Origin of the sequence: Caballeronia sp. LjRoot34 (genome assembly GCF_964253815.1) — a bacterium.
GTDB lineage: Bacteria > Pseudomonadota > Gammaproteobacteria > Burkholderiales > Burkholderiaceae > Caballeronia.
Genome location: NZ_CAXUSB020000002.1, coordinates 994,200 through 1,014,432, shown reverse-complemented (window position 1 = coordinate 1,014,432; position 20,233 = coordinate 994,200). Strand labels below are relative to the sequence as shown.

General features: G+C 61.7%; 17 protein-coding genes. 11 read left to right on the top strand and 6 right to left on the bottom strand.

The genetic code is table 11. The annotated features are described in order from the left end of the window. Window positions 1-4: 4 nt before the first annotated feature. Window positions 5-130: a hypothetical protein gene (locus tag ACSQ36_RS24170; RefSeq protein WP_436183873.1), complete on the top strand. Its 126-nt coding sequence runs from the start codon at window positions 5-7 to the stop codon at window positions 128-130. A 4-nt stretch (window positions 131-134) separates the two neighbouring features. Here ACSQ36_RS24170 and ACSQ36_RS24165 read toward each other — a convergent pair whose 3' ends face one another. The 4 genes from ACSQ36_RS24165 to ACSQ36_RS24150 form a co-directional block, all read right to left on the bottom strand. Continuing rightward, a complete protein-coding gene (locus ACSQ36_RS24165) occupies window positions 135-1,043 on the bottom strand; it encodes a pyridoxal-phosphate dependent enzyme (RefSeq protein WP_436183872.1) in 909 nt (302 codons plus the stop codon). 233 nt (window positions 1,044-1,276) lie between these two features. Then, a complete protein-coding gene (locus ACSQ36_RS24160; RefSeq protein WP_436183871.1) occupies window positions 1,277-2,317 on the bottom strand; it encodes an AraC family transcriptional regulator in 1,041 nt (346 codons plus the stop codon). 18 nt (window positions 2,318-2,335) lie between these two features. Beyond that, window positions 2,336-3,220 (bottom strand): oxidoreductase, encoded by an 885-nt coding sequence (locus tag ACSQ36_RS24155; protein WP_436183870.1) that lies wholly within the window; start codon window positions 3,218-3,220, stop codon window positions 2,336-2,338. Window positions 3,221-3,354: 134 nt separating this feature from the next. After that, window positions 3,355-4,359, bottom strand: a complete 1,005-nt coding sequence (locus ACSQ36_RS24150) for an aldo/keto reductase (protein WP_436183869.1) — start codon at window positions 4,357-4,359, stop codon at window positions 3,355-3,357. Window positions 4,360-4,475: 116 nt separating this feature from the next. Here ACSQ36_RS24150 and ACSQ36_RS24145 point away from each other — a divergent pair, with 116 nt between their 5' ends. Next, the gene (locus ACSQ36_RS24145; protein WP_436183868.1) at window positions 4,476-5,366 is read left to right on the top strand and encodes a LysR substrate-binding domain-containing protein; all 891 of its coding nucleotides are present in this window, start codon (window positions 4,476-4,478) and stop codon (window positions 5,364-5,366) included. 15 nt (window positions 5,367-5,381) lie between these two features. Here ACSQ36_RS24145 and ltaE read toward each other — a convergent pair whose 3' ends face one another. Further along, a complete protein-coding gene (ltaE, locus tag ACSQ36_RS24140) occupies window positions 5,382-6,413 on the bottom strand; it encodes a low-specificity L-threonine aldolase (protein ID WP_436183867.1) in 1,032 nt (343 codons plus the stop codon). Between the two features lie 596 nt (window positions 6,414-7,009). Here ltaE and ACSQ36_RS24135 point away from each other — a divergent pair. The 9 genes from ACSQ36_RS24135 to ACSQ36_RS24095 all read left to right on the top strand — a co-directional run bounded on the left by ACSQ36_RS24135 (window position 7,010) and on the right by ACSQ36_RS24095 (window position 17,534). Next, window positions 7,010-8,221 (top strand): AAA family ATPase, encoded by a 1,212-nt coding sequence (locus ACSQ36_RS24135; RefSeq protein ID WP_436183866.1) that lies wholly within the window; start codon window positions 7,010-7,012, stop codon window positions 8,219-8,221. A gap of 127 nt (window positions 8,222-8,348) precedes the next feature. Further along, the gene (locus ACSQ36_RS24130) at window positions 8,349-10,079 is read left to right on the top strand and encodes a cobaltochelatase CobT-related protein (RefSeq protein ID WP_436183865.1); all 1,731 of its coding nucleotides are present in this window, start codon (window positions 8,349-8,351) and stop codon (window positions 10,077-10,079) included. 101 nt (window positions 10,080-10,180) lie between these two features. Continuing rightward, entirely contained in the window at window positions 10,181-10,699 is a 519-nt protein-coding gene (locus tag ACSQ36_RS24125; RefSeq protein WP_213766312.1) for a MarR family winged helix-turn-helix transcriptional regulator, read from the top strand. A gap of 6 nt (window positions 10,700-10,705) precedes the next feature. After that, the gene (locus ACSQ36_RS24120; protein WP_436183864.1) at window positions 10,706-12,835 is read left to right on the top strand and encodes an FUSC family protein; all 2,130 of its coding nucleotides are present in this window, start codon (window positions 10,706-10,708) and stop codon (window positions 12,833-12,835) included. A gap of 40 nt (window positions 12,836-12,875) precedes the next feature. Further along, complete coding sequence (locus tag ACSQ36_RS24115; protein WP_165104258.1) at window positions 12,876-13,085, top strand: DUF1656 domain-containing protein; 210 nt, start codon at window positions 12,876-12,878, stop codon at window positions 13,083-13,085. 7 nt (window positions 13,086-13,092) lie between these two features. Next, window positions 13,093-14,139: an efflux RND transporter periplasmic adaptor subunit gene (locus ACSQ36_RS24110; protein WP_436183863.1), complete on the top strand. Its 1,047-nt coding sequence runs from the start codon at window positions 13,093-13,095 to the stop codon at window positions 14,137-14,139. After that, a complete protein-coding gene (locus tag ACSQ36_RS24105; protein ID WP_436183862.1) occupies window positions 14,136-15,632 on the top strand; it encodes an efflux transporter outer membrane subunit in 1,497 nt (498 codons plus the stop codon). Before ACSQ36_RS24110 ends, ACSQ36_RS24105 begins: the two co-directional genes overlap by 4 nt. Before the next feature lie 135 nt (window positions 15,633-15,767). Then, window positions 15,768-16,352 (top strand): TetR/AcrR family transcriptional regulator, encoded by a 585-nt coding sequence (locus ACSQ36_RS24100; RefSeq protein WP_436183861.1) that lies wholly within the window; start codon window positions 15,768-15,770, stop codon window positions 16,350-16,352. A gap of 117 nt (window positions 16,353-16,469) precedes the next feature. Continuing rightward, complete coding sequence (locus ACSQ36_RS24095; protein ID WP_436183860.1) at window positions 16,470-17,534, top strand: zinc-binding metallopeptidase family protein; 1,065 nt, start codon at window positions 16,470-16,472, stop codon at window positions 17,532-17,534. A 1,139-nt stretch (window positions 17,535-18,673) separates the two neighbouring features. On the opposite strand, the gene ACSQ36_RS24090 is transcribed toward ACSQ36_RS24095, so the two are convergent. After that, window positions 18,674-20,032, bottom strand: a complete 1,359-nt coding sequence (locus ACSQ36_RS24090; RefSeq protein ID WP_213762262.1) for an MFS transporter — start codon at window positions 20,030-20,032, stop codon at window positions 18,674-18,676. Window positions 20,033-20,233: the final 201 nt, after the last annotated feature.

Below are 20,233 nucleotides of genomic sequence, written 5' to 3'. Positions count from 1 at the left end.
GGTCATGCCGCTTGTGATCACCGAAGGCGAGGACGATCAGGTGATTAAAGACGAATGCGATCGCCAGGAGTTGCGCTGGCGTGTTTGTATTTGTGCTGCACAGCGCGTCACCGGCAAAGGTCCGGCATGAGCGATTACCTCGCCCAATCCGCCACCATCTGCGCATCGACACTGACTCCGCCGCACACCACGATCACCACATCGTGCGCGGCAGCAATCGCCGGATGATCGAGGTAACCGACCGCAAGCGATACCCCGCACGCCGATTCCACGAGTTGCCGATGGTCATCGGCGAAACGCGTCACGCCCATGATCGCATCGGCATCCGTCAGCACAACCGACTCGTGCGGAAACTGCCTGATGGCACTGACCGGCCAGCTCGCCACCTGAAGCGCAGCAAGCGACTTTGCGATGCTGTCGATACGATCCAGTTTCACCGGATGCCCTGCATCGAGCGCCGCGCGAAACGACGCCGCGCCCGTCGTCTCGCACGCGACCACACGACAATCCGTGCGGCCATGGCGCAGCAAACCCGTCAAGATACCGGCAAGCAGACCACCCCCGCCTACGCTAGCCACGACCGCATCCACCTGCGGCAGCACCGCGACAATCTCATCGATCATCGAGCTATGACCTTCCCACAGCACGGGATGATCGAAGGCCGGCACATATTCGACTTCATCCGATGCCGACAATGCCAGCGCATGCTCGTTGGCTTCGTCCCAGACATCGCCGTGCACGATCACCGTCGCACCGAGCGCGGCAATCCGCTTGCGGGTGCTTTCAGGCGTCGTGGAAGGCACCACGATCTCAGCCTGCATGCCGAGCAAGCGCGCCACAAATGCTGTTGCAAAACCGGCGTTGCCACCCGACGGGCACACTACGCGGAGTTTGCCGGCCGCTTTCGCCCGCGAACACAGCAAGCCCATCCCGCGCATTTTGAACGAGCCGCTGGGCTGCAGGTTTTCAAGCTTGAGCCAGATGCGGCGCGTGGACGTAGACAGTCCGGGATGCAGGATCAACGGGGTTTCGATGTGAAGCAAGATCGGTCCTTTTCAAACGGGAATTCCGGGACCAGACGGTTACCATGACGGCCGCGACTGGATTCGAGTGTCATAGTTTATTGCAGGACGGGGATTTTATCGTTGTGCGTCGTGGCGTGTGTCCGATAATCACGAACCGGAATGAAGCGATGAAGAATCTAATTCTGACCGATGACTTGATGAAGCTTCATTTCCCATATTCACCACTTCGGACTATTAATCAGCATTCCGAATCAAACCACGGGTTCCGAAAACAACCGACCACGCCCCTCACCCTCGTGCCCTCTCCACCGCTGAGGCGTCATCCCTTCCCACTGGTTAAACGCCCGTGAAAACGAATTAACCTCTTCAAAGCCCAAAAACCACGCAATCTCGCCGGCCGCGAGATCCGTACTCCCCAGCAAGCGGCGCGCTATCCGGTTGCGCACGCGGTCCAATTGCTGCTGATAACTTGTCCCATCGAGTGCAAGCTTGCGTTGCAGCGTGCGTGTACTGATCCCCAGCTCCCGCGCCAGCGCTTCAACGCTCGGCCGCTGGCCGCGCATGTTCCGCGCAAGAACGGCATCGACGTGATCGGTGAAAGTCTGCTCGCGGGCCAGCGCGGCCAGTCCGGCATCGAGTTGCGGCAGGACAGCGGCCAGCAAATCAATGTTATGCGTCACGAAAGGCAGCGCGAGACTTGCCGCATCGAATACGAGCACATCGTTCGGGGCATCGAACACGATCTCGCAACCATAATGGCGCGCGAACATCGCCCGGTTGGCCGCCCGCCGCGTCAACTCCACGCGATGCGGTTTGATCGGCACACCCGATCCGCGCCGCGCCATCGCAAGCGCGGAAGCGAACATGGCGTCCGCCAGCAGGTCGGGGATAAAACCATCGGCGAGCAACCAGCGGAACGTCACAGCCGCCTCGTCACGCTGCACGCTGACCACCACCTCCTCCGGACAACTCAGCCGCTTGTAACGCCCGAGCTTCGCCAGCGCCTCGCCGAAATTGGCGGAATGCAGCGCCGCGAGCGACATTGCGTCGAGTTGCCCGTGCGAGGTTTCAGCACCAATCCGCAAGCCGATGGCCGGGTCCCCGCTCACCTGCGCGATAGCCTCCCACAGCGCGAAGTATTTCTGCGTCGTCAGCCGCAACCGGCCCGCCTCGGCGTTCGTCGTCGCCGGCACGGGCAGGCCCGCCGCGCGGAACGTCCGCGGCACATCCACGCCCAGCGTCTCTAGCCGTGCGAGCAGTGCGTGGCTGATCGGAACGCCATCGGTTTTCATCAGCTTTTCAGTCCCTTTTCAGTCCTTTACCGGCTGCTTTACGATCGCGAGTTTATCGATCAATCCGCGCCATTCGGTGGCATCGCTGGCGTCGGTCGACAAACTCACGTGACGCCACTTGGCGTCCATCGCGCCGCGCGCTTCATGCACTTGTCCTGCTATATGCACCGCGTCGCTGCCGAGCAGCAAACGCAGCGGCGGTTCGTCCAGTCCAGCTATGCCGAGGATTGCTTGCGCCGCTTTCACCGGATCGCCGACTGGCTTATGCGACGCGCGGTATTCGAGCAAGGGCGCAATGCTAGCGGCGTAATCAGGGCCGGGCGCGTGGATGGTCATCGACGAGCCGGCCCAATCCGTGCGAAAGCCGCCCGGCTCGACGATCGTCACCTTGATCCCGAGCGACGCAACTTCCTTCGACAACACCTCGGAGAATCCCTCCACGGCCCATTTCGCCGATTGATACGCGGCAAGGCCAGGTGAACCGACGCGTCCGCCTATCGATGAAATCTGGATGATATGGCCGCTGCGCTGCGTGCGCAGGACCGGCAACGCGGCGCGCGTCACGTTGACGACGCCGTAGAAATTGGTTTCCATCTGCGCGCGGAAATCGGCGTCGTCGCCTTCCTCGATCGACGCGATGTTGCCGTAACCCGCATTGTTGACGACGACATCCAGACGGCCGAAAGATGCCACGGCCTGCTGCACGGCAGCCCGTGCCGAGGCGGGGTCGGTCACATCGAGCGCGACGGCGCGCACGCGCTCGCCGTACTGCTCCACGAGCGCGGCGAGATCGTCGGAACGGCGCGCGGTCGCGACCAGACGATGACCCGCGGCCAGGACGGCCTTCGCCAATTCATGGCCGATGCCGCGAGAACTGCCCGTAATAAACCAGACTGAAGACATGAGCGTGATTCCTTTAACAGTGAACGATGAGTGCTGCGTCCACCGGATTCTAGGAGCGCGCTCTCCGCAACACTAATCCGATCGCGCCAACTTGCAATCGGATCGCGCCAATGCCTTGAGTCTGACCGGGGCAATTATCCGTGACGAACTTCGCTGTCGAGATGGGCCATTTGCGCGGCGGCGTAACGGTCACCGGCTGCGGCGCCCTTCGGCACAGCGGATTCGATTGCACTGAGATCATCCGGCGTCAGCACGACATCCAGCGCCCCCAGCGCTTCCGTCAACCGATCCCGCCGCCGTGCGCCAACCAGCGGCACGATATCCGCGCCCTGCGCCGCGACCCATGCAATCGCGATCTGCGCCACCGATACGCCCTTCGCTTCCGCAATCCGCCGCAACGCTTCGACCAGTTGCAGGTTGCGTTCCGCGTTTTCGCCCTGAAAACGCGGGCTGTGCGCGCGGAAATCATTGCCGGCCAGATTTTGCGCCGCCTGCCAATGGCCGCTGATCAGCCCTCGCGACAACACGCCGTAAGCCGTCACGCCAATCCCGAGTTCGCGGCACGTCGAGAGAATATCGCCTTCGATACCCCGTGAAATCAGCGAGTACTCGATCTGCAAATCAGCGATTGGGTGTACCGCCGCCGCGCGCCGGATAGTCTCGGCGCCCACCTCGGACAGCCCGACGTGACGCACATAACCTGCTTTCACCATCTCGGCAATCGCGCCCACGGTGTCTTCAATCGGCACATTGGGATCGAGTCGCGCGGGGCGATAGATATCGATGTAATCCACCCCGAGACGCTGCATTGAATACGTCAGGAAGTTCTTCACAGCGGCCGGCCTCGCGTCATATCCGACCCAGCCGCCGGCCGGATCGCGCAGCGCGCCGAATTTCACGCTGATGATGGCGGCGTCGCGTTTCGTGCCCTTGAGCGCTTCGCCAATCAACGCTTCGTTGTGGCCGCTGCCGTAGAAATCGCCGGTATCGAGCAGGTTGATGCCGGCATCGAGCGCCGCGTGAATCGTGGCGATGCTTTCGCTCCGGTCGGCCGGTCCGTACATGCCGGACATGCCCATGCAGCCGAGTCCCAATGCCGATACACGCGGTCCGGTCGCGCCGAGTTGCAGATGGTTCATGTCAAGTCTCCTGGGGTCTGGCATCGCGTGATTGCGAGCGTTGACGAGAGTATGCGAGGCGTTCTGTCGTGCGACAATCCGGCCTTCACAGCACGGGCTGTACGAAAAAACGCACAATGAACGATCCCGATCTCTCCGATCTCAGCGCCTTCGTGGCTATCACCGAGGTACGCAGTTTCAGGGCGGCGGCCCGTTTGCGCGGGGTATCGGCTTCCGCGCTGAGCGAAGCGATTCGCCGGCTTGAAGCGCGGCTCGGCGTGCGTCTGCTGAACCGCACCACCCGCAGCGTGACGGTCACGGAAGCCGGCCAGCGTCTGCTGGAACGGCTCGCGCCGGCGCTCGGCGAGATTGCCGGCGCGCTCGACGCGATCAACAGTTTCCGCGACAGCCCGACCGGCACCTTGCGACTGAACGTGCCGACTATCGTGGCGATGCACGTGCTGCCGCCCATCGTCGCGCGCTTTCTCGCCGCGCATCCGGGGATCACGCTGGAGGTGGTGTCGAACGATACGTTTATCGACGTGCTGGCAGCAGGTTTCGATGCCGGCATCCGCTACGACGAACGCCTGGAGCGCGACATGATCGCCGTGCCGATCGGACCGCGCACACAGCATTTCGTGGCCGCGGGCGCGCCGGCGTATTTTGCGGCGCACGGATGGCCTGAACACCCTCGCGATTTACTGGAGCACGCGTGCATCGGGCATCGGTTTGCAAGCGGCGTGCTGGCGGCGTGGCGCTTCGAGCGTGGGGGCGAAGAGGTTCGATTCACGCCGAACGGACCGCTGGTGGCGTCGGTGATGGAGCTTGAAGTCGGCGCCGCGACAGCGGGCCTGGGGATGATCTATACGTTCGAGGAGTTCTTGCGGCCGGCGATACAAAGCGGCGCACTCATGCCCGTGCTGCACGAGTGGTGGGAGAGTTTTTCAGGACCGTTTCTGTACTACCAGAGCCGCACGCACATGCCCGCGCCGCTGCGCGCGTTCATCGACTTCATCAAGGAAGATTGAACGCGCGCGTGGCAATTAGCGTTCCGAGAAAAACGCCCGGACCGCGGCCAGCGCGTTTTCCACCGCCGCGCTGTCCACGTCCAGATGCGTGACCCAGCGCTGTTTCGTCGCGCTGTAGGCCGACGTAATGCCAATCCCGCGCGCCGCCAGATGCTCCTTGAAGTCAGCGGCAATCGTGCTGTCCACTTCCACGAACACGATGTTCGTGTCCGGCATCGTGACCTTCAGTTGCTCATAGGCTGCCAAGCCCTTAGCCAGAGTGGCCGCGTTGGCGTGGTCATCGGCGAGGCGCGCCACGTTATGCTCCAGCGCGTAAAGCCCGGCGGCGGCGAGAATGCCGACCTGCCGCAAACCGCCGCCCACCATCTTGCGCGTGCGCCGCGCCTTCGCGATTAACTGCTCGCTGCCGACCAGCACCGAGCCGACCGGCGCACCCAATCCCTTCGATAAACACACGGACACCGTATCGAAGGACCGCGTCAGCGTGGCAACGGGCGTATTCAACACCGTGGCCGCATTGAAGATCCGGGCACCGTCCAGATGCGTAGCAAGACCGTGCCGACGAGCCAGCGCCGTCGCCGCTTCCATGTACTCCTGCGACAAAACTTTCCCGCCGATCGTGTTCTCCAGCGCCAGCAGTCGCGTGCGGGCGTAGTGCGAATCGTCGGGCTTGATCGAGTCCTCGATCTCCGCCAGCAGCAACGAACCGTCCGCCTGATTGTTCAACGGTTGCGGCTGGACGCTCCCCAGCACCGCCGCGCCGCCCGCTTCCCAGCGATAGCAATGCGCCTGCTGCCCGACGATGTACTCGTCGCCACGTTCGCAATGCGCCATCAGCGCGACCAGATTCGATTGCGTACCCGAGGTCAGGAACACCGCCGCTTCCTTGCCGAAACGCTCGGCCATCACGGCTTCCAGTTGCGTGACGGTGGGATCGTCGCGGAAGACATCGTCGCCAACTTCCGCCGATGCCATCGCCGCGCGCATGGCCGGGCTGGGTCGCGTGACGGTGTCGGAACGGAAATCGTGCTGGATCGGGGTGCTCATTGCTGCTCCTGATGGGTGGAACGGGTATTTTGCCATCGTGGGGAGGCAAGGTGGCGCAGCGTACGTTGGAAGATCAAGGTTGTACGCGCGGGAGTTCATTGGGTTTCGAGATCGGGAACGGGGGTTTGGTGCTTAATTTCTTGATTTAATCGTTCAAAATCATATAGATAGGGTAGATAATTGATCTAAAACTTAAATAAATATAATTTTATTAACAAAATCAATTGGTTAGATGGAATTTCTTCAGTTAAGCAGGAGCATGAGGAATGTTTGATAAAGCACTTCAGGAAGCTACCCCTATAAAACAAATTTTTCTTTCCAAAACATAGGCTTATAGAGCTTTTCGAAACTAATTTCTAATTTTTAGAAATACCCGAAAAATTTTTCGCAAAATTCATTAACTATCAACAGCTTACACGAACCATTTAAATCACTTTGTCGGTTAAATTAGCGCCGAGAATCATCCACTGTTCCAGCCCTAAAAATTCCCTTGGTGTGCATCCCGAAACCGCTCTATCACGCAGACTCCCACCCTCGACCGTGTAAAGTTTCAAACATTCCGCCTTACCCATTCACCTGCCCATGCCTGCAAGCCAATGAACGCGCCCGAACCAAAGTTGCAAGACGATCCTCACATTGGCCGCTACGAGCGCTCGACGGGACAGGCAGCCGAGTGGTGGCAGGTGACGCTCTCCGATCGGCCGCAGATGTATCGGATCGAACATGGATACGACGACGGGCCGGCCAATATCGATACGGTCGTTGACCTGGAAAACCTCAAGTCGAAGTTGCAAAAGTGGCATCGGGAGGGGTTTTTTCGACCCAACGATCCGGCGCTCGCACCGCTGCCCGCGCAAGGACGAACCGGATTTCTGAAAGACCTCAGGCACGCCGTTCGCCAAACGCCTCAAGCTGCGAATCCGGATTCAAGCGAAGCAACAACGACGATCGGCCCGGTGGACATGCCTGTCGGCCAACCTGGTCCGCTCGTGCCGCGCCTGAACCCTGCCTATCTCTTTCCCGAGCGTTTCGGCGACATCCTCCAGGACATCGTGGAGAACCGTCGCGTGCTGCTGATCGGCCATACCGGCGCGGGAAAAACGAGCCTGATCGAGCAAGTCGCGGCGCGTTCGCAACACGGCGTGCTGCGGGCGAATATGAACGGCCAGACGACCATCGGGGACTTCGTGGGTTTCTGGACCGTAAAAGGTGGTGAAACGCTCTGGGTGGACGGTGTGCTGCCGACAGCCATGCGCGAAGGCCTGTGGCTTGTCGTCGATGAAATCGACTTCGCCGAACCCTCGATTCTCGCCGTTCTCACCGCCGTTCTCGAACCTCATGGCCGCTTGTTGCTGAAGGAGAAAGGCAACGAGCTGGTGACTCCGCATCCGTCCTTCCGGCTGTTCGCAACCGCAAACGCTGTGGGCGCCATGAGCGTTTATCGGCATCTGTATCAGGGCGCGAACCTGATGAACGAGGCGTTTCTTGATCGCTGGCGCGTGTATCTGATGAATTACCTGTCGCCCGAGGAGGAGGCGGAAGTGTTGACGCGCACGCTTGGCGGGCGCTTCACACGGCCGATGGCGCAAACGCTCGCGGCCATTGCCGCCGATTGCCGCGCAGCGTTCGCCCGCGAAGATCTGGCAAGCGCGTTTTCGACGCGACGCCTGCTCGACTGGGCCGACCTGATGCTGCGCTCCGGCGACCCGGAGCGCGCCGCCGGCCCGGCGATCTACGCGAAAGTGAGCGCCGAGGACGCCGCGCTGATCCGCAGCATCATCCGGCATCACATTGCGTTTGAAGAATGAACGACGCGTTTATGCTTGATCAAGCCCGCTTTGCGCGATGCTCCCCGACCATCAGCACGATTTTCACGCGAGCCGTAGCGGAAAACAGCCTGAAGCGCAACGCCACCGCGTCTTACCGGTAACCACTGTGGCCGCCTCCGACCTGACCCATTCCGACACGACGCAAACCATGCTCGGCAAGATGGCGCGCGTGCTGACGGGGCGATACGGCGTGACGGTATCGTTCGATACATCCGGGCCTCGCGTCGAACGTGATCGAATCGTGTTGCCGGAGCTTTCCGGTGCAGTCGATCTAGACGCGCTCACCGGCCAGCTCGACTTGCTGGTGGCCCGTTCGAAGTATTCCACCCTCAGTGAAATCAGCGCGCTCAATTCGGGCGTCACTCAGCGCATTGCACAATCGATCGAAGACCGGCGCGTCTGCGAGCGGCTGTTCAGTGACTATCCAGGGGCACGCAGGTTTGTCGGGAAACTGCGCGAACAAACGGCGCGAAATACGCATGAACGTTGGCCGACCCTGGCCTGGCGCGACAAGCTGATCTGGTTTGTCGAACGCGCGCTCTGGGACGAAGCGCCCGACGTAACCGAACGAACTCCGGCCCTCATCGCCACGCTCGGCGCCGTGAGCGAGCTGCTTCAGACCTCCCGTGCCAGCCGTTCGACTCTTGAAAGCGTGGCGCGCGCGCGGGCGCTCGTGGCACGGATCAGGTCGCTGGCAGCCGGCGATGTGAACACCATGATGTTTACCGCCGACGCCGACGAAGCGCTGGACGCCGAGCAGGTATCGGGCGATCCGGATGCATTGGATGCGGCGTCGCAGGAAATGTCCGACGCAGCCTCCTCCGATGCCGCCAGCATCGCCCAAGCGCCGTCGGACGCGAGCGCAGAGGCGTCGGAAGCACGCTCGCCCGCCGCGCCGATGACCTTCGATATCGACATGATCGATGGCCGACCTCGCCGTTCCATTCCGCTCACGACCGAATTCGATGTCGTCACCGACCTCACCGGATTAGGCGACGCCGCCGCGTGGCGCAACCTGCGCGCGCTCGCACGCGCGGAAACCGCGCCGCTAACCGCGCGCCTTGAACGTGCGCTGAAAGCCGATGAACAGACGCACTGGAAACGTGAACAGGAACGCGGGGAGATCGACCGGCCGGCGCTGGCGAAGCTGGTTGTATCGCCGGGATACCGGACGCCGTTTCGCGTCAAGCGCACGACCGAGGGACGGGACGCCGCCGTCACATTGCTGATTGACCGCAGCGGCTCCATGGCCGGCGAAAAGATTGCGCTCGCCCGACTCTGCGCCGCCGCGCTCTGCGACGCGTTGATGCAGCTTTCGTTCAAGTGCGAAGTGCTTGGCTACAGCTCGGTCGAATCGCCGGAAATGCGGGCATTTTATGAGCAGAAGCTGGCTGAAGGTGTGGATGTGAACCGTTTCAACCGGCGCGTCGAACGGCTCGATCTACAGATTTACAAACGCTTCGGTTCGAACAATCCGGCAGGTTTGAGCGCAATTGATTGCGGTCACGAGAATCCGGACGGCGAGGCGCTGGCGTGGGCAGCCGAACGTCTGGCTGCACAACGCGCCGGCAGGCGCATCCTGATGGTGCTATCCGACGGCTACCCCGCCACGGGCGACGGTCACCCCGTGATATTGCGGACCGACCTGCGGGCGCGCATCGACGAGATCACAAACGCGGGGATAGAACTGATTGGCATCGGACTTCTCGACGACGCCGTAGAAAAGTTTTATGCGCATAACATTGTTGTGCGCAAACTTGACGAACTCCCCACGATGGCGTTCACGGTGCTTAGCCAACTCCTGCTCAAGCGCGGCTACAGGCATGACAGGCACTAAGCCGCTCTTTTACCCACCCCACCGCGCTCCAGGCTCATCCCGCCCCAAAAAATTAATTCAATAGCTTGCTAACGAATTGTCGTCGAAATACAATGCGCGCCATGCCAACAATCGATGTCCTCCGTCAATCCGTCAGCAGCGCGCTCGTGATCGCCTCCCGCCAGTGGCGGCGCACGAGCCACGACGTAATCGCGGCCTATAACGTCTCGGAAGCCTGCGCGACGCCGCTGCTGATCGCGGCGCGGCTTGATGCGCCTATCCGGCAAGTTGCACTCGCCGAGTTGACGGGAATCGAAGGGCCGTCGCTGGTGCGTCTGCTCGATCAGTTGTGCGCGGCCAACCTGGTGCGACGCGACGAAGATCCCGACGACCGGCGCGCGAAAATCATCTCCCTCACCGACGAAGGCCGGTCGGTCACCGCCAAGATCGAGAAAGAACTGGTCGGACTGCGCGCCGGCGTGCTGAACGATGTGAGCCGGGAAGACCTGGAAGCGACCCTGAGGGTATTCGCTGCGTTTAAACTTGGCGCGTCCAGTCAAACTCAGCAAGATCCGTCGCAAGCTCCAACACACGTGTCGCCCCAAGGCACGGCCGGCACCGATACGGAAGAAGGCGTCTAGCGCACCATGATGTACCCCACTTCGCGCGACTGGATATTTTCGGTCAAGACCTTCGCGGCATCCATGCTGGCGCTGTATATCGGCCTCAAGCTGGAGCTGCCGCGCCCTTACTGGGCCATGGCGACGGTTTATATCGTGTCGAATCCGTTCGTCGGCGCGACGCGTTCCAAGGCGCTGTATCGCGCGCTCGGCACCATGATCGGCGCATCGGCTGCCGTGCTGTTCGTGCCGCCCTTCGTGGAGTCGCCCTACCTTTTTAGCGCGGTGGTCGCGTTATGGACGGGCACGCTGCTGCTTCTCGCCATCTCGGACCGCACCGCGCGCAGCTATGTGTTCATGCTGGCCGCCTACACCATGCCGTTGATCGCACTGCCCTCCGTGATGAACCCGGCGGGGATCTTTGATCTCGCGGTATCGCGGACCGAGGAGATCGTGCTCGGGATCGTGTGCGCCAGCGTGGTCGGCAGCGCCATCTTGCCGAGCCGTCTCGCGCCTACGCTGATCGAACGGACCGACGCCTGGTTCCGAGACGCCGCGTTCTATGCCAAAGAGACGCTCTCAGGGCGCGTGGGCGGCAAGACCATCTCGGCGTGCCGGCAACGGCTCGCGGTCACCGTCAACGCGCTTGAGTTCCTGCTGAGCCAGCTTGCCTACGACCACACCCGGCCCGACGTGCTCGCGCGGGCGCAGGCGTTGCGCGGGCGGATGCAATTGCTGATGCCGATCATGTCAGCGATCAGCGACCCGCTGGCCGCGTTGTTCAACGGCCAGAAACCGCCGCCACCGGGTCTCGAGCCGCTACTCGCCGATATCGTCACATGGTTCGACGAACCGCTGTCCGCGCGTACCGATGCGGCGGCGTCCATCAATGCCAATAACGACCCCAAGGCCGACGCGCTGCGCGGCCGGATCGCGGGCCTGCAACCGGACGCGGACGCTCTGCGGACCTGGGACGGCGCACTGTTGTCGAACACCCTGTGGCGCTTGAAACAACTGGTCGATGTCTGGCAGGATTGCCGCGCGCTGCGCGTGATCATCACGAACGAACAAGGCAGCTGGCGGCCCCGTTACCGGCACTGGCGGCTTGGCGGCACGCAGCAGTACTTCGATCGCGGCATGCTGTTGTTTTCGGCGGGCTCGGTCGTGCTGGCCATTCTCATCGCGTCGAGCCTCTGGATTGCGTCCGGCTGGAACGACGGCGCGGGCGCGGTCACGCTGGCCGCGGTGGCGTGCTGTTTCTTCGCCGCCCTCGATGAACCCGCGCCCCAGGTGTTCTCGTTTTTTATCTATACCTGTCTTGCCGTGGTGCTCGCCGGGCTGTATCTATTCGTCATCCTGCCGACGGTGCACGACTTCCCCATGCTCGTGATCATGTTCGCGGTCCCCTTCATCCTGATCGGCACGCTGATTCCGCGGCCGCAATTCAACCTCGCGACCATGCTCACGGCCGTGAATACCGCCACGTTCATCAGCATCCAGGGCACCTACGATGCGAACTTCCTGACCTTCATGAACAGCAATCTGGCTGGTCCGGCAGGGTTGTTATTCGCGTTCGTCTGGACCCGCGTGACGCGGCCGTTCGGCGCTGAACTGGCCGCGGCGCGGCTGATCCGCTCGGGCTGGCGCGACGTGGCGCTGAGCGCGTCGACCCGACCCGTCGATGACCAGAAAAATCTCACCGCGCGCATGATCGACCGTCTCATGCAGATCATCCCGCGTCTGGCCGCCAGCGATGACCAGCGCCATCCGTCCATCGAAAGTTTTCGCGATCTGCGCATTGCTTTCAACTCGCTCGATCTGCGGCGTCTGCGGCGCCGTCTGCACGACACCGATCTCGCGTCGGTCGATGGTGTGCTGGAAGGTGTACGCGCGTATTTCCAGCAGTGTGTGGAGCGCGGCGCGCGTCAGCCGGTGCCGGCGAGCCTGGAGGCGGCTATCGACGCAGCACTGGATCGCATCACAAGGCGCGGCGGTGCGGTGCAGGCGGAAGCGGCGGCCGAGGCGGCGCAGCCGGACAAGACAGTCCCCGGACGCCAGATTCGTGACGCGTTACATGCGCTGGTGGGCATGCGTTTATCGCTGTTCCCGGATACGCTCGCGTCCGCGTTGCCACCCCAACCGGAGCCTGCTGCATGACACGCCGCTCCTTCCACTCCTTTTTCCAGAGCACCCCGCGATGATCGGTGAAATCGATATCTACGGCGTGTTCCTGCCCGCCGTGCTGGTACTGATGCTGGTTTCGTACCTGCTCTGCCTGGTCGTTACGCGGGTGTTCGCTCGCGTCGGCCTGTACCGTTTCGTCTGGCATCGCTCCATTTTCGATCTCGCGATCTACGTGATCGTGCTCGGCATCGTTGTCATTGTTTCGCATCGGCTATTACCGTGAAATTATCGTGAAAAAAGCCTGGTTCTCCGTTGGACAAATCCTCTTTACGCTCGTCGTCGTGGCGATCGCCGCATTCGTGTTGTGGCGGCTGGTCGACTACTACATGTTCGCGCCCTGGACCCGCGACGGCCATGTGCGCGCCGACGTCGTGCAAGTCGCGCCTGACGTGGGCGGCCTGATCGTGAGCGTGAACGTGGTCGACAGCCAGCCGGTGAGCGCGGGCCAGGTGCTGTTTGTCATCGATCAGGCGCGTTATGAACTCGCGCTTCGCCAGGCGCAGGCAACCGCCCAGCAACGGCGCGCGACCCTCGATCAGGCCCGCCGCGAAGATGCCCGCAACCGCACGCTCGGTGACCTCGTCGCGCGTGAAGTGACTGAAGAAAGCCAGTCGCGCGTGCAAACGGCGGAAGCGGCGCTGGCGGATGCCGATGTTGCCATCGATACCGCCCGGCTCAATTTGCAGCGCACGACGGTAGTGAGTCCCGTCGACGGTTATCTCAACGATCGCGCGCCGCGTACGGGCGAGTATGTGACGGCGGGACGCTCGGTGTTGTCGGTGGTGGACCTGCACTCGTTCCGTGTCGATGGGTATTTCGAAGAGACCAAGCTGCACGGGATCGATATCGGGCAATCGGTGGATATCAAGGTGATGGGCGAGACAAAAATCCTGCGTGGGCACGTGCAGAGCATCGTGGCGGGGATCGAGGATCGCGACCGGGTGCAGGGATCGAATCTGCTGCCGAACGTAAATCCGGCGTTCAGCTGGGTACGGCTCGCGCAGCGGATTCCGGTGCGGATCGCGCTGGATGAAGTGCCGGCGGACTTTCGCATGATCGCCGGACGCACGGCGACAGTATCGGTACGCGATATCACGCCGCTCGCTAAATCGAATACGGCGGGTTCGAATACACCCGGTGGCGCAAGCGGTGTCGTTGCTGCTTCAGGTGCCTCCGCTGCCGCTTCCGTGAGCGCCGCAAGCGGTGTCTCGCCGGTTAGCGGTATTGGCGCTGCGACCGCCTCCGCGCCGGGTGCAACGCCGGGTGCAAGTCAATGAAGATGCCGCGCGCTCTCGTCCTGACGCCGTTCGTGCTCGCGCTTGCCGCGTGTTTTACGGTCGGTCCTGACTACTCGGTACCGAAAGATGCCGTCGTCAATGCGCCTTTCGCCAACGCCCCGCTCGACGGCGCGGATGGCCAGTCGACGGTATCGAGCGGTCCGGTGCCAATGCATTGGTGGCGTCTTTACGACGACCCCGTCCTCGACGATCTGGTCCAGCAAGCCATGGCGTCGAACACGGATCTGCGCGTCGCCGCGGCCAATCTCGGCCGCTCGCGCGCCGCGCTCAGTGTCGCGCAGGCGCAAGGCGGCTTTTCGGGCGGTACGTCGGCTGCGTTCAAACGCGCGCAGGAATCGGCGGAGCAATACTTGATCTTTGAAAAGATCCCGGTCGCGAACGAAGGCGATATCGGCATCAACATTTCGTATGAGCTCGATCTGTTCGGCACGATTCGCCGGGGCGTGGAAGCCGCGCGCGCCGATAGCGACGCAACCCAGGCCGCAGCCGATCTCGTGCGCATCACGGTGGTGGCGGATGTAGTACGGGCGTACGTGCAGAATTGTTCGGCGGCGGAAGAGCTGGGCATCGCGCAGCGCTCGCTCGATTTGCAACGCCAGCGGGTCTCCGTATCGCGGCGCTTGCAGCAGGCAGGTCGCGGCAATGCGCCCGATGTCACGAGCGGCCAGACGCAAGTGGAAACGCTCTCGGCGAATATTCCGGCCTACACGGCACGGCGGCGGATCGCGCAGTACCAACTCGCCACGCTGCTGGCGCGCTCGCCCGCCGATCTGCCCAAGGGCGTGTTTGCCTGCAACAAGACGCCGGTGATTGCGCAGCCGCTGCCCGTCGGCGATGGCGCCGCGTTGCTGCGCCGGCGTCCCGACGTACGCGAGGCGGAACGAAAGCTCGCTGGATCGACAGCGCGGATCGGCGTAGCCACGGGTGCGCTGTTTCCAACGGTGACCCTCGGGGCATCGGCGGGGCTGACAGGGGTGCTGGAGGATCTCGGCACGCAACCAACCGCACGATGGGGCTTCGGTCCGCTGATTAGCTGGACCTTCCCGGCGAACGGTCAGCGCGGGCGGATTCAAGCAGCGCAATACGGCGCCGATGCCGCGCTAGCCCAATTCGATGGCGTCGTGTTGAAGGCGCTGCGGGAAACCCAATCCAGCCTCGCCACCTATGCCGCCGATTACACCCGCGCCGATGCATTGACGGCCGCGCAGAAATCAGCGGCTGAATCCGCCGATCAGACCCATCGTTTTTATGTCGCGGGGCGCGAATCGTTTATCGCGGATCTGGATGCGACGCGAACCCTGACATCGACGAATGGGCAGTTGGCTGCGGCGAGGGGACAAGTCGCGCTCGATCAGGTCAACCTGTTCCTCGCGCTGGGCGGCGGCTGGGAAATGGATCCGAACTCGGCCCCGGACCCGGCCAAGGCAGCCGCCGCGCCGGTGAGAACAAGTGCTGGCGCTCCGAGTCAGTAAAGCGGATGAGCGGATTCGTTGGCTGATGAGTTAGATCGTCATCCTATCTGTTGAAGCGGCTGGGTCACGCGGCAACTGTCTGCGCCGACGCACGAATTATAATCCGAGCATCTCCTCACATTCCCCTAGTTGCCCATGCGACGCATCCCCCAGCAAGAACGCGCCGAACGGCGGATGCAGGACATGCTGGCGGCGGCGGGCGCCATCATCGCGGAACGCGGTTTCGATGCCGCCACCATGACCGAGATCGCCACGCGCGCCGGAACCTCCATTGGCGCGGTGTACCAGTACTTCCCCAACAAGAATGTGCTCGCCGTTGCGCTGCGCACCGAGTACGGGGACCGCATGGATCAGCGCTGGAGCGCTTTGTCCGAGCAAGCCCGGATTGCCCCCACGCCCGATCTGGCCGCGCAACTGATCGACTTGATGACAGGGTTCATCAGCGAGCACCCTGCGTATTTGCCCTTGCTGGCGGCATCGATTCCGTCCGGCCGCAGCGACGACGACCGGCATCGGCTCCGCCAGCGCTTCGCCGAGTTGTTCGCGTATCGCCGCGAGGACCTGGCCCCAGCCGACGCCCTTCGCATCGCGGAAGTGCTGCTGCAGATCGTCAAAAGCCTGGTGCCGCTCTATCTGGCGGCGAAGCCGAAAGAGCGCCGCCTGCTCGTCGATGAATATAAAACGGTCGTGACCGCGTATCTGACAGAACGCGTAAGCTAGGTCTGAAGCCGTCCCTGGAGTCATTTTCCCGGCGGCATGCGGGTTGCTTCGAAGCACTTCCAGCGCGCATGTCCATACTAGGGGAACATGCGCCATGTACTTCGATACCCCCGGCCTATGAAAACTTTCCATTGCAATCATTGCAATCAGCTGGTGTTCTTCGAGAATTTTCGCTGCGAACGCTGCGAATCGCTGCTTGGTTTTATCCCGGAAATCGCTGAAATCAGCGCTTTCGAGGACATGGGCGACGGCCTCTGGCGCAGCCGGCACCCTGAACATCGGGACATCCTGTACAAGCGCTGTCATAACTACGAAGTCGAAAAAGTCTGCAACTGGATGGTTCCGGCCGACTCCACCGACCCGCTGTGTCACGCTTGCCGCCTGACGCACACCATTCCCAATCTGCGGGTGGCGAACCGCCGTTACTACTGGTTCAGGCTGGAAGCGGCCAAACGCCGCCTGCTCTACACGCTCGGTGCGCTGGGGCTGCGCGTGGAGTCACGTCAGGTCAACCCGAAAACCGGGCTGCAGTTTAAATTCCTGGAAGACAAACGCGGTAAAAGAGTGCTGACTGGTCACGATAGAGGCCTGATCACCATGAACATCGCGGAAGCCGATGACGCGCAACGCGAACGCGTCCGGCTTGCGATGGGCGAGCCGTACCGGACTTTGCTGGGTCATTTCCGGCACGAGATTGGTCACTACTATTTCGATCGGCTGGTCGCCAATACGCCGTGGATCGCGGGCTTTCGTAAGCTATTCGGTGATGAGCGGGCGAATTATCGCGAGGCGCTGGCGAAGCACTATAAAGACGGCGCGCCGCCGAACTGGGGCAAATCGTTTGTCAGTGCGTACGCGACTACGCATCCGTGGGAGGACTGGGCAGAAACCTGGGCGCACTACCTGCACATCGTGGACACCGTCGATACCGCGATGGCCTGCGGCGTCGCGCTCATGCCGGGGAACTCGCTGGATCCTACGCTGGAGGCTAAGGCACCGCCCGGCGAAGCCACCTTCGATCATCTGATGAAACAGTGGTTTCCGCTTACCTATGCGTTAAACAGCCTGAATCGCAGTCTCGGCATGCCGGATGCGTATCCGTTCGCGCTCGCGCCACCCGTCGTCGAAAAATTGCGATTTGTGGATAAGGTGATCGCAGCTTCGGGGCATGCCGAGCGGTAGGTTCCTGGTTTATAGGCTATGACGGGGGCGGGGTTTATGCCGGGGTGGTGGTTTTGGGGTTAGTGGTCGGAGTCAGTGCCGGGTTGGTCGGTTCTGGGGTTAGTGGTCGGGGTCAATGCCGGGTTGCTAGGTTCTAGGTTAGTGGTCTGGGTCAATGCCGGGTTGCTAGGTTCTAGGTTAGTGGTCTGGGTCAATGCCGGGTTGCTGCTTTCAGTGTTAGTGGTCTGCAAGAGTCGGATTTTCTCTTTATCACTATTAGCCACTGTGCGTGGCGGCACGTCATTTCTTTGTCCAAAGCGACAAAGAAACGAAGCAAAGAAAGCGCTTTCAACCACGCTACCCTAAGTGTCCACAGCGTGCAGTTTCTATTCATAGGTGCCCCAAAAGCACGGTGCTCGCCAGAGCCACCGATGTGTGAAACCCTCCTTCTCCGAACACCGATACCCACACGCTTCGCCACCAGTGATTGAACCTGCCCAAGGAGCACCCCGCGCTATCCGCGGACAACCTCCCTCCAAATTTGTACGCGCCTCGAACCACGTCGCCAACCCTGCTGGAAACGCGGTCGTGAAGATGCGTAAGGCCGTACCCACGCAAATAACTGTGGGGACCACACGGGTAACTCACCAAAACTGGAGCAGTAACACGCGTGGTGCCATGACCTACCGACATAACCGTCAGACCACGTAGCTGACACGCGAAGACCGCAGCGGCCAGAACGCGTGATGCCGTACGGATTCCTTGACAATGGTGCTTGCCCGAGAGCACTGGTGGCGAAGCGTGTTCGTGTCAGGATTCGCGAGAAGGAGGGTTTCACACATCCGTGGCTCTGGCGAGCACCGTGCTTTTGGGGCACCTATGAATCAAAACTGCACGCTGTGGACACTTAGGGTAGCGTGGTTGAAAGCGCTTTCTTTGCTTCGTTTCTTTGTCGCTTTGGACAAAGAAATGACGTGCCGCCACGCACAGTGGCTAACAGTGATAAAGAGAAAATCCAACTCTTGCAGACCACCACGGCCGAAAGCAGCAACCCGGCATAGACTCCGACCACTAACCCCAGAACCTGGCAACCGGGCATTGCCCCCGACCACTAACCCAGAACCCTAACAACCCACCCGAAACAAACCACCCCTAATGGCCTAATTAACCCCAGTAAAAGCAACCCCCTCACCAACATCAGACTGAACGGCACTCGCACCATGCAGCGAGACCTTCGACGTTTCCGGCAACATCAATCCCCCGATCAATCCCATCACCGAAATCACGATCAAATACAAAGCAGGCGACATGTTGTTACCCGTCGTCGTGATCAACCAAGTGGCGACAAGCGGCGCCGTGCCGCCAAAAACCGTATACGCCAGGTTATAGGTAATGGCAGAAGCGGTATAACGCGTGCGCGTCGGAAACACCTCCGACAACAACGGCGCCGTGACCACGCCCGACAACACCGCGCCAATCGCCAGCATCCCCACGCCAATCACCGACGGCAAAAAGCGCCCCGACCCCGCCAGCGAAAACGACGGATAGACGGTCGCGATCAGCACGACGCACGTCGTCAATACGGTCTTCCGGCGCCCAACCCAGTCCGAATACAGTCCGGCCAGCGGACACAGCGCCGCCGCGAAAAACAACGCGATCACCGTGATCAGCAGCGACGTTGCGCGATTCAACCCGCCCGCCACTTGCAAATAGGTCGCGAAATAAGTAGTGAACATATAGAACGACAACGCCGTCACCGAGATGAACGCCCCCAGTTTCAAAATGCCCCCAGCCTGCGTACGCAACGTGTCGCGCAGGGGCGCATGGGCCACGTCATGCTCTCCTTCAAGCGCGCGGAAAGCCGGGGTTTCGTTGAGATTCATGCGCAAGTACAACCCGATCAGGCCGATAGGCGCGGCAGCCAGGAACGGCACGCGCCAGCCCCAGGCGCTCATGGCATCGGCGGAAAGCGACGCGTCGAGCGCGTACGCAACGATCGCGGCCACCGCGAAGGACGAGAACGTCGATACCGGCACAAAGCTGCCGTAACGCGCCCGCTTGTGCTGCGGCGCGTGCTCCATCACGTAGGCGCATGCGCCCGCATATTCGCCGCCGGCAGAAAACCCCTGCACGCAGCGGATCACCGTCAGCAGGAACGGCGCGAACGCACCGACTGCGGCATAGGTCGGCAACAAACCGATCAGCGTGGTCGCGCCAGCCATCATCAGGATCGTCAACGCGAGCGTGCGCTTGCGGCCAATGCGGTCACCAATCACGCCAAACACAATGCCGCCCAGCGGCCGGAATGCAAACGCCACAGCGAAAACAGCGAAGGTCTTGAGCAGCCCAACCGCCGGGTCGCCGCTCGGGAAAAACTCCCGCGTGAGGATGGTCGCGAGAAAACCGTACGCGGCAAAGTCGAACCATTCGACAAAATTGCCAATCGATGCCGCGAGGATCACCTTACGCAGCGTTTTCAGATCGACTTCAGGGGGCGATGCTTCCAACGTTCTCGACATTCGATGACTCCCGGGAAAAGGAACGGTGATGCAGGATGGTTTTTTTAGCGGGCCGGCACACCGGAAACGCGCTGGATGGGTCCCTTTGAGTAGATGCGACCATAAACCCCGCTCCTAGAACGATCGCGTCATGGTGATAGGACCGAAGCGACATCGCAGCCGACGCGAGCACAGCGCTTCTGATGAATGTGAGCACGCCTA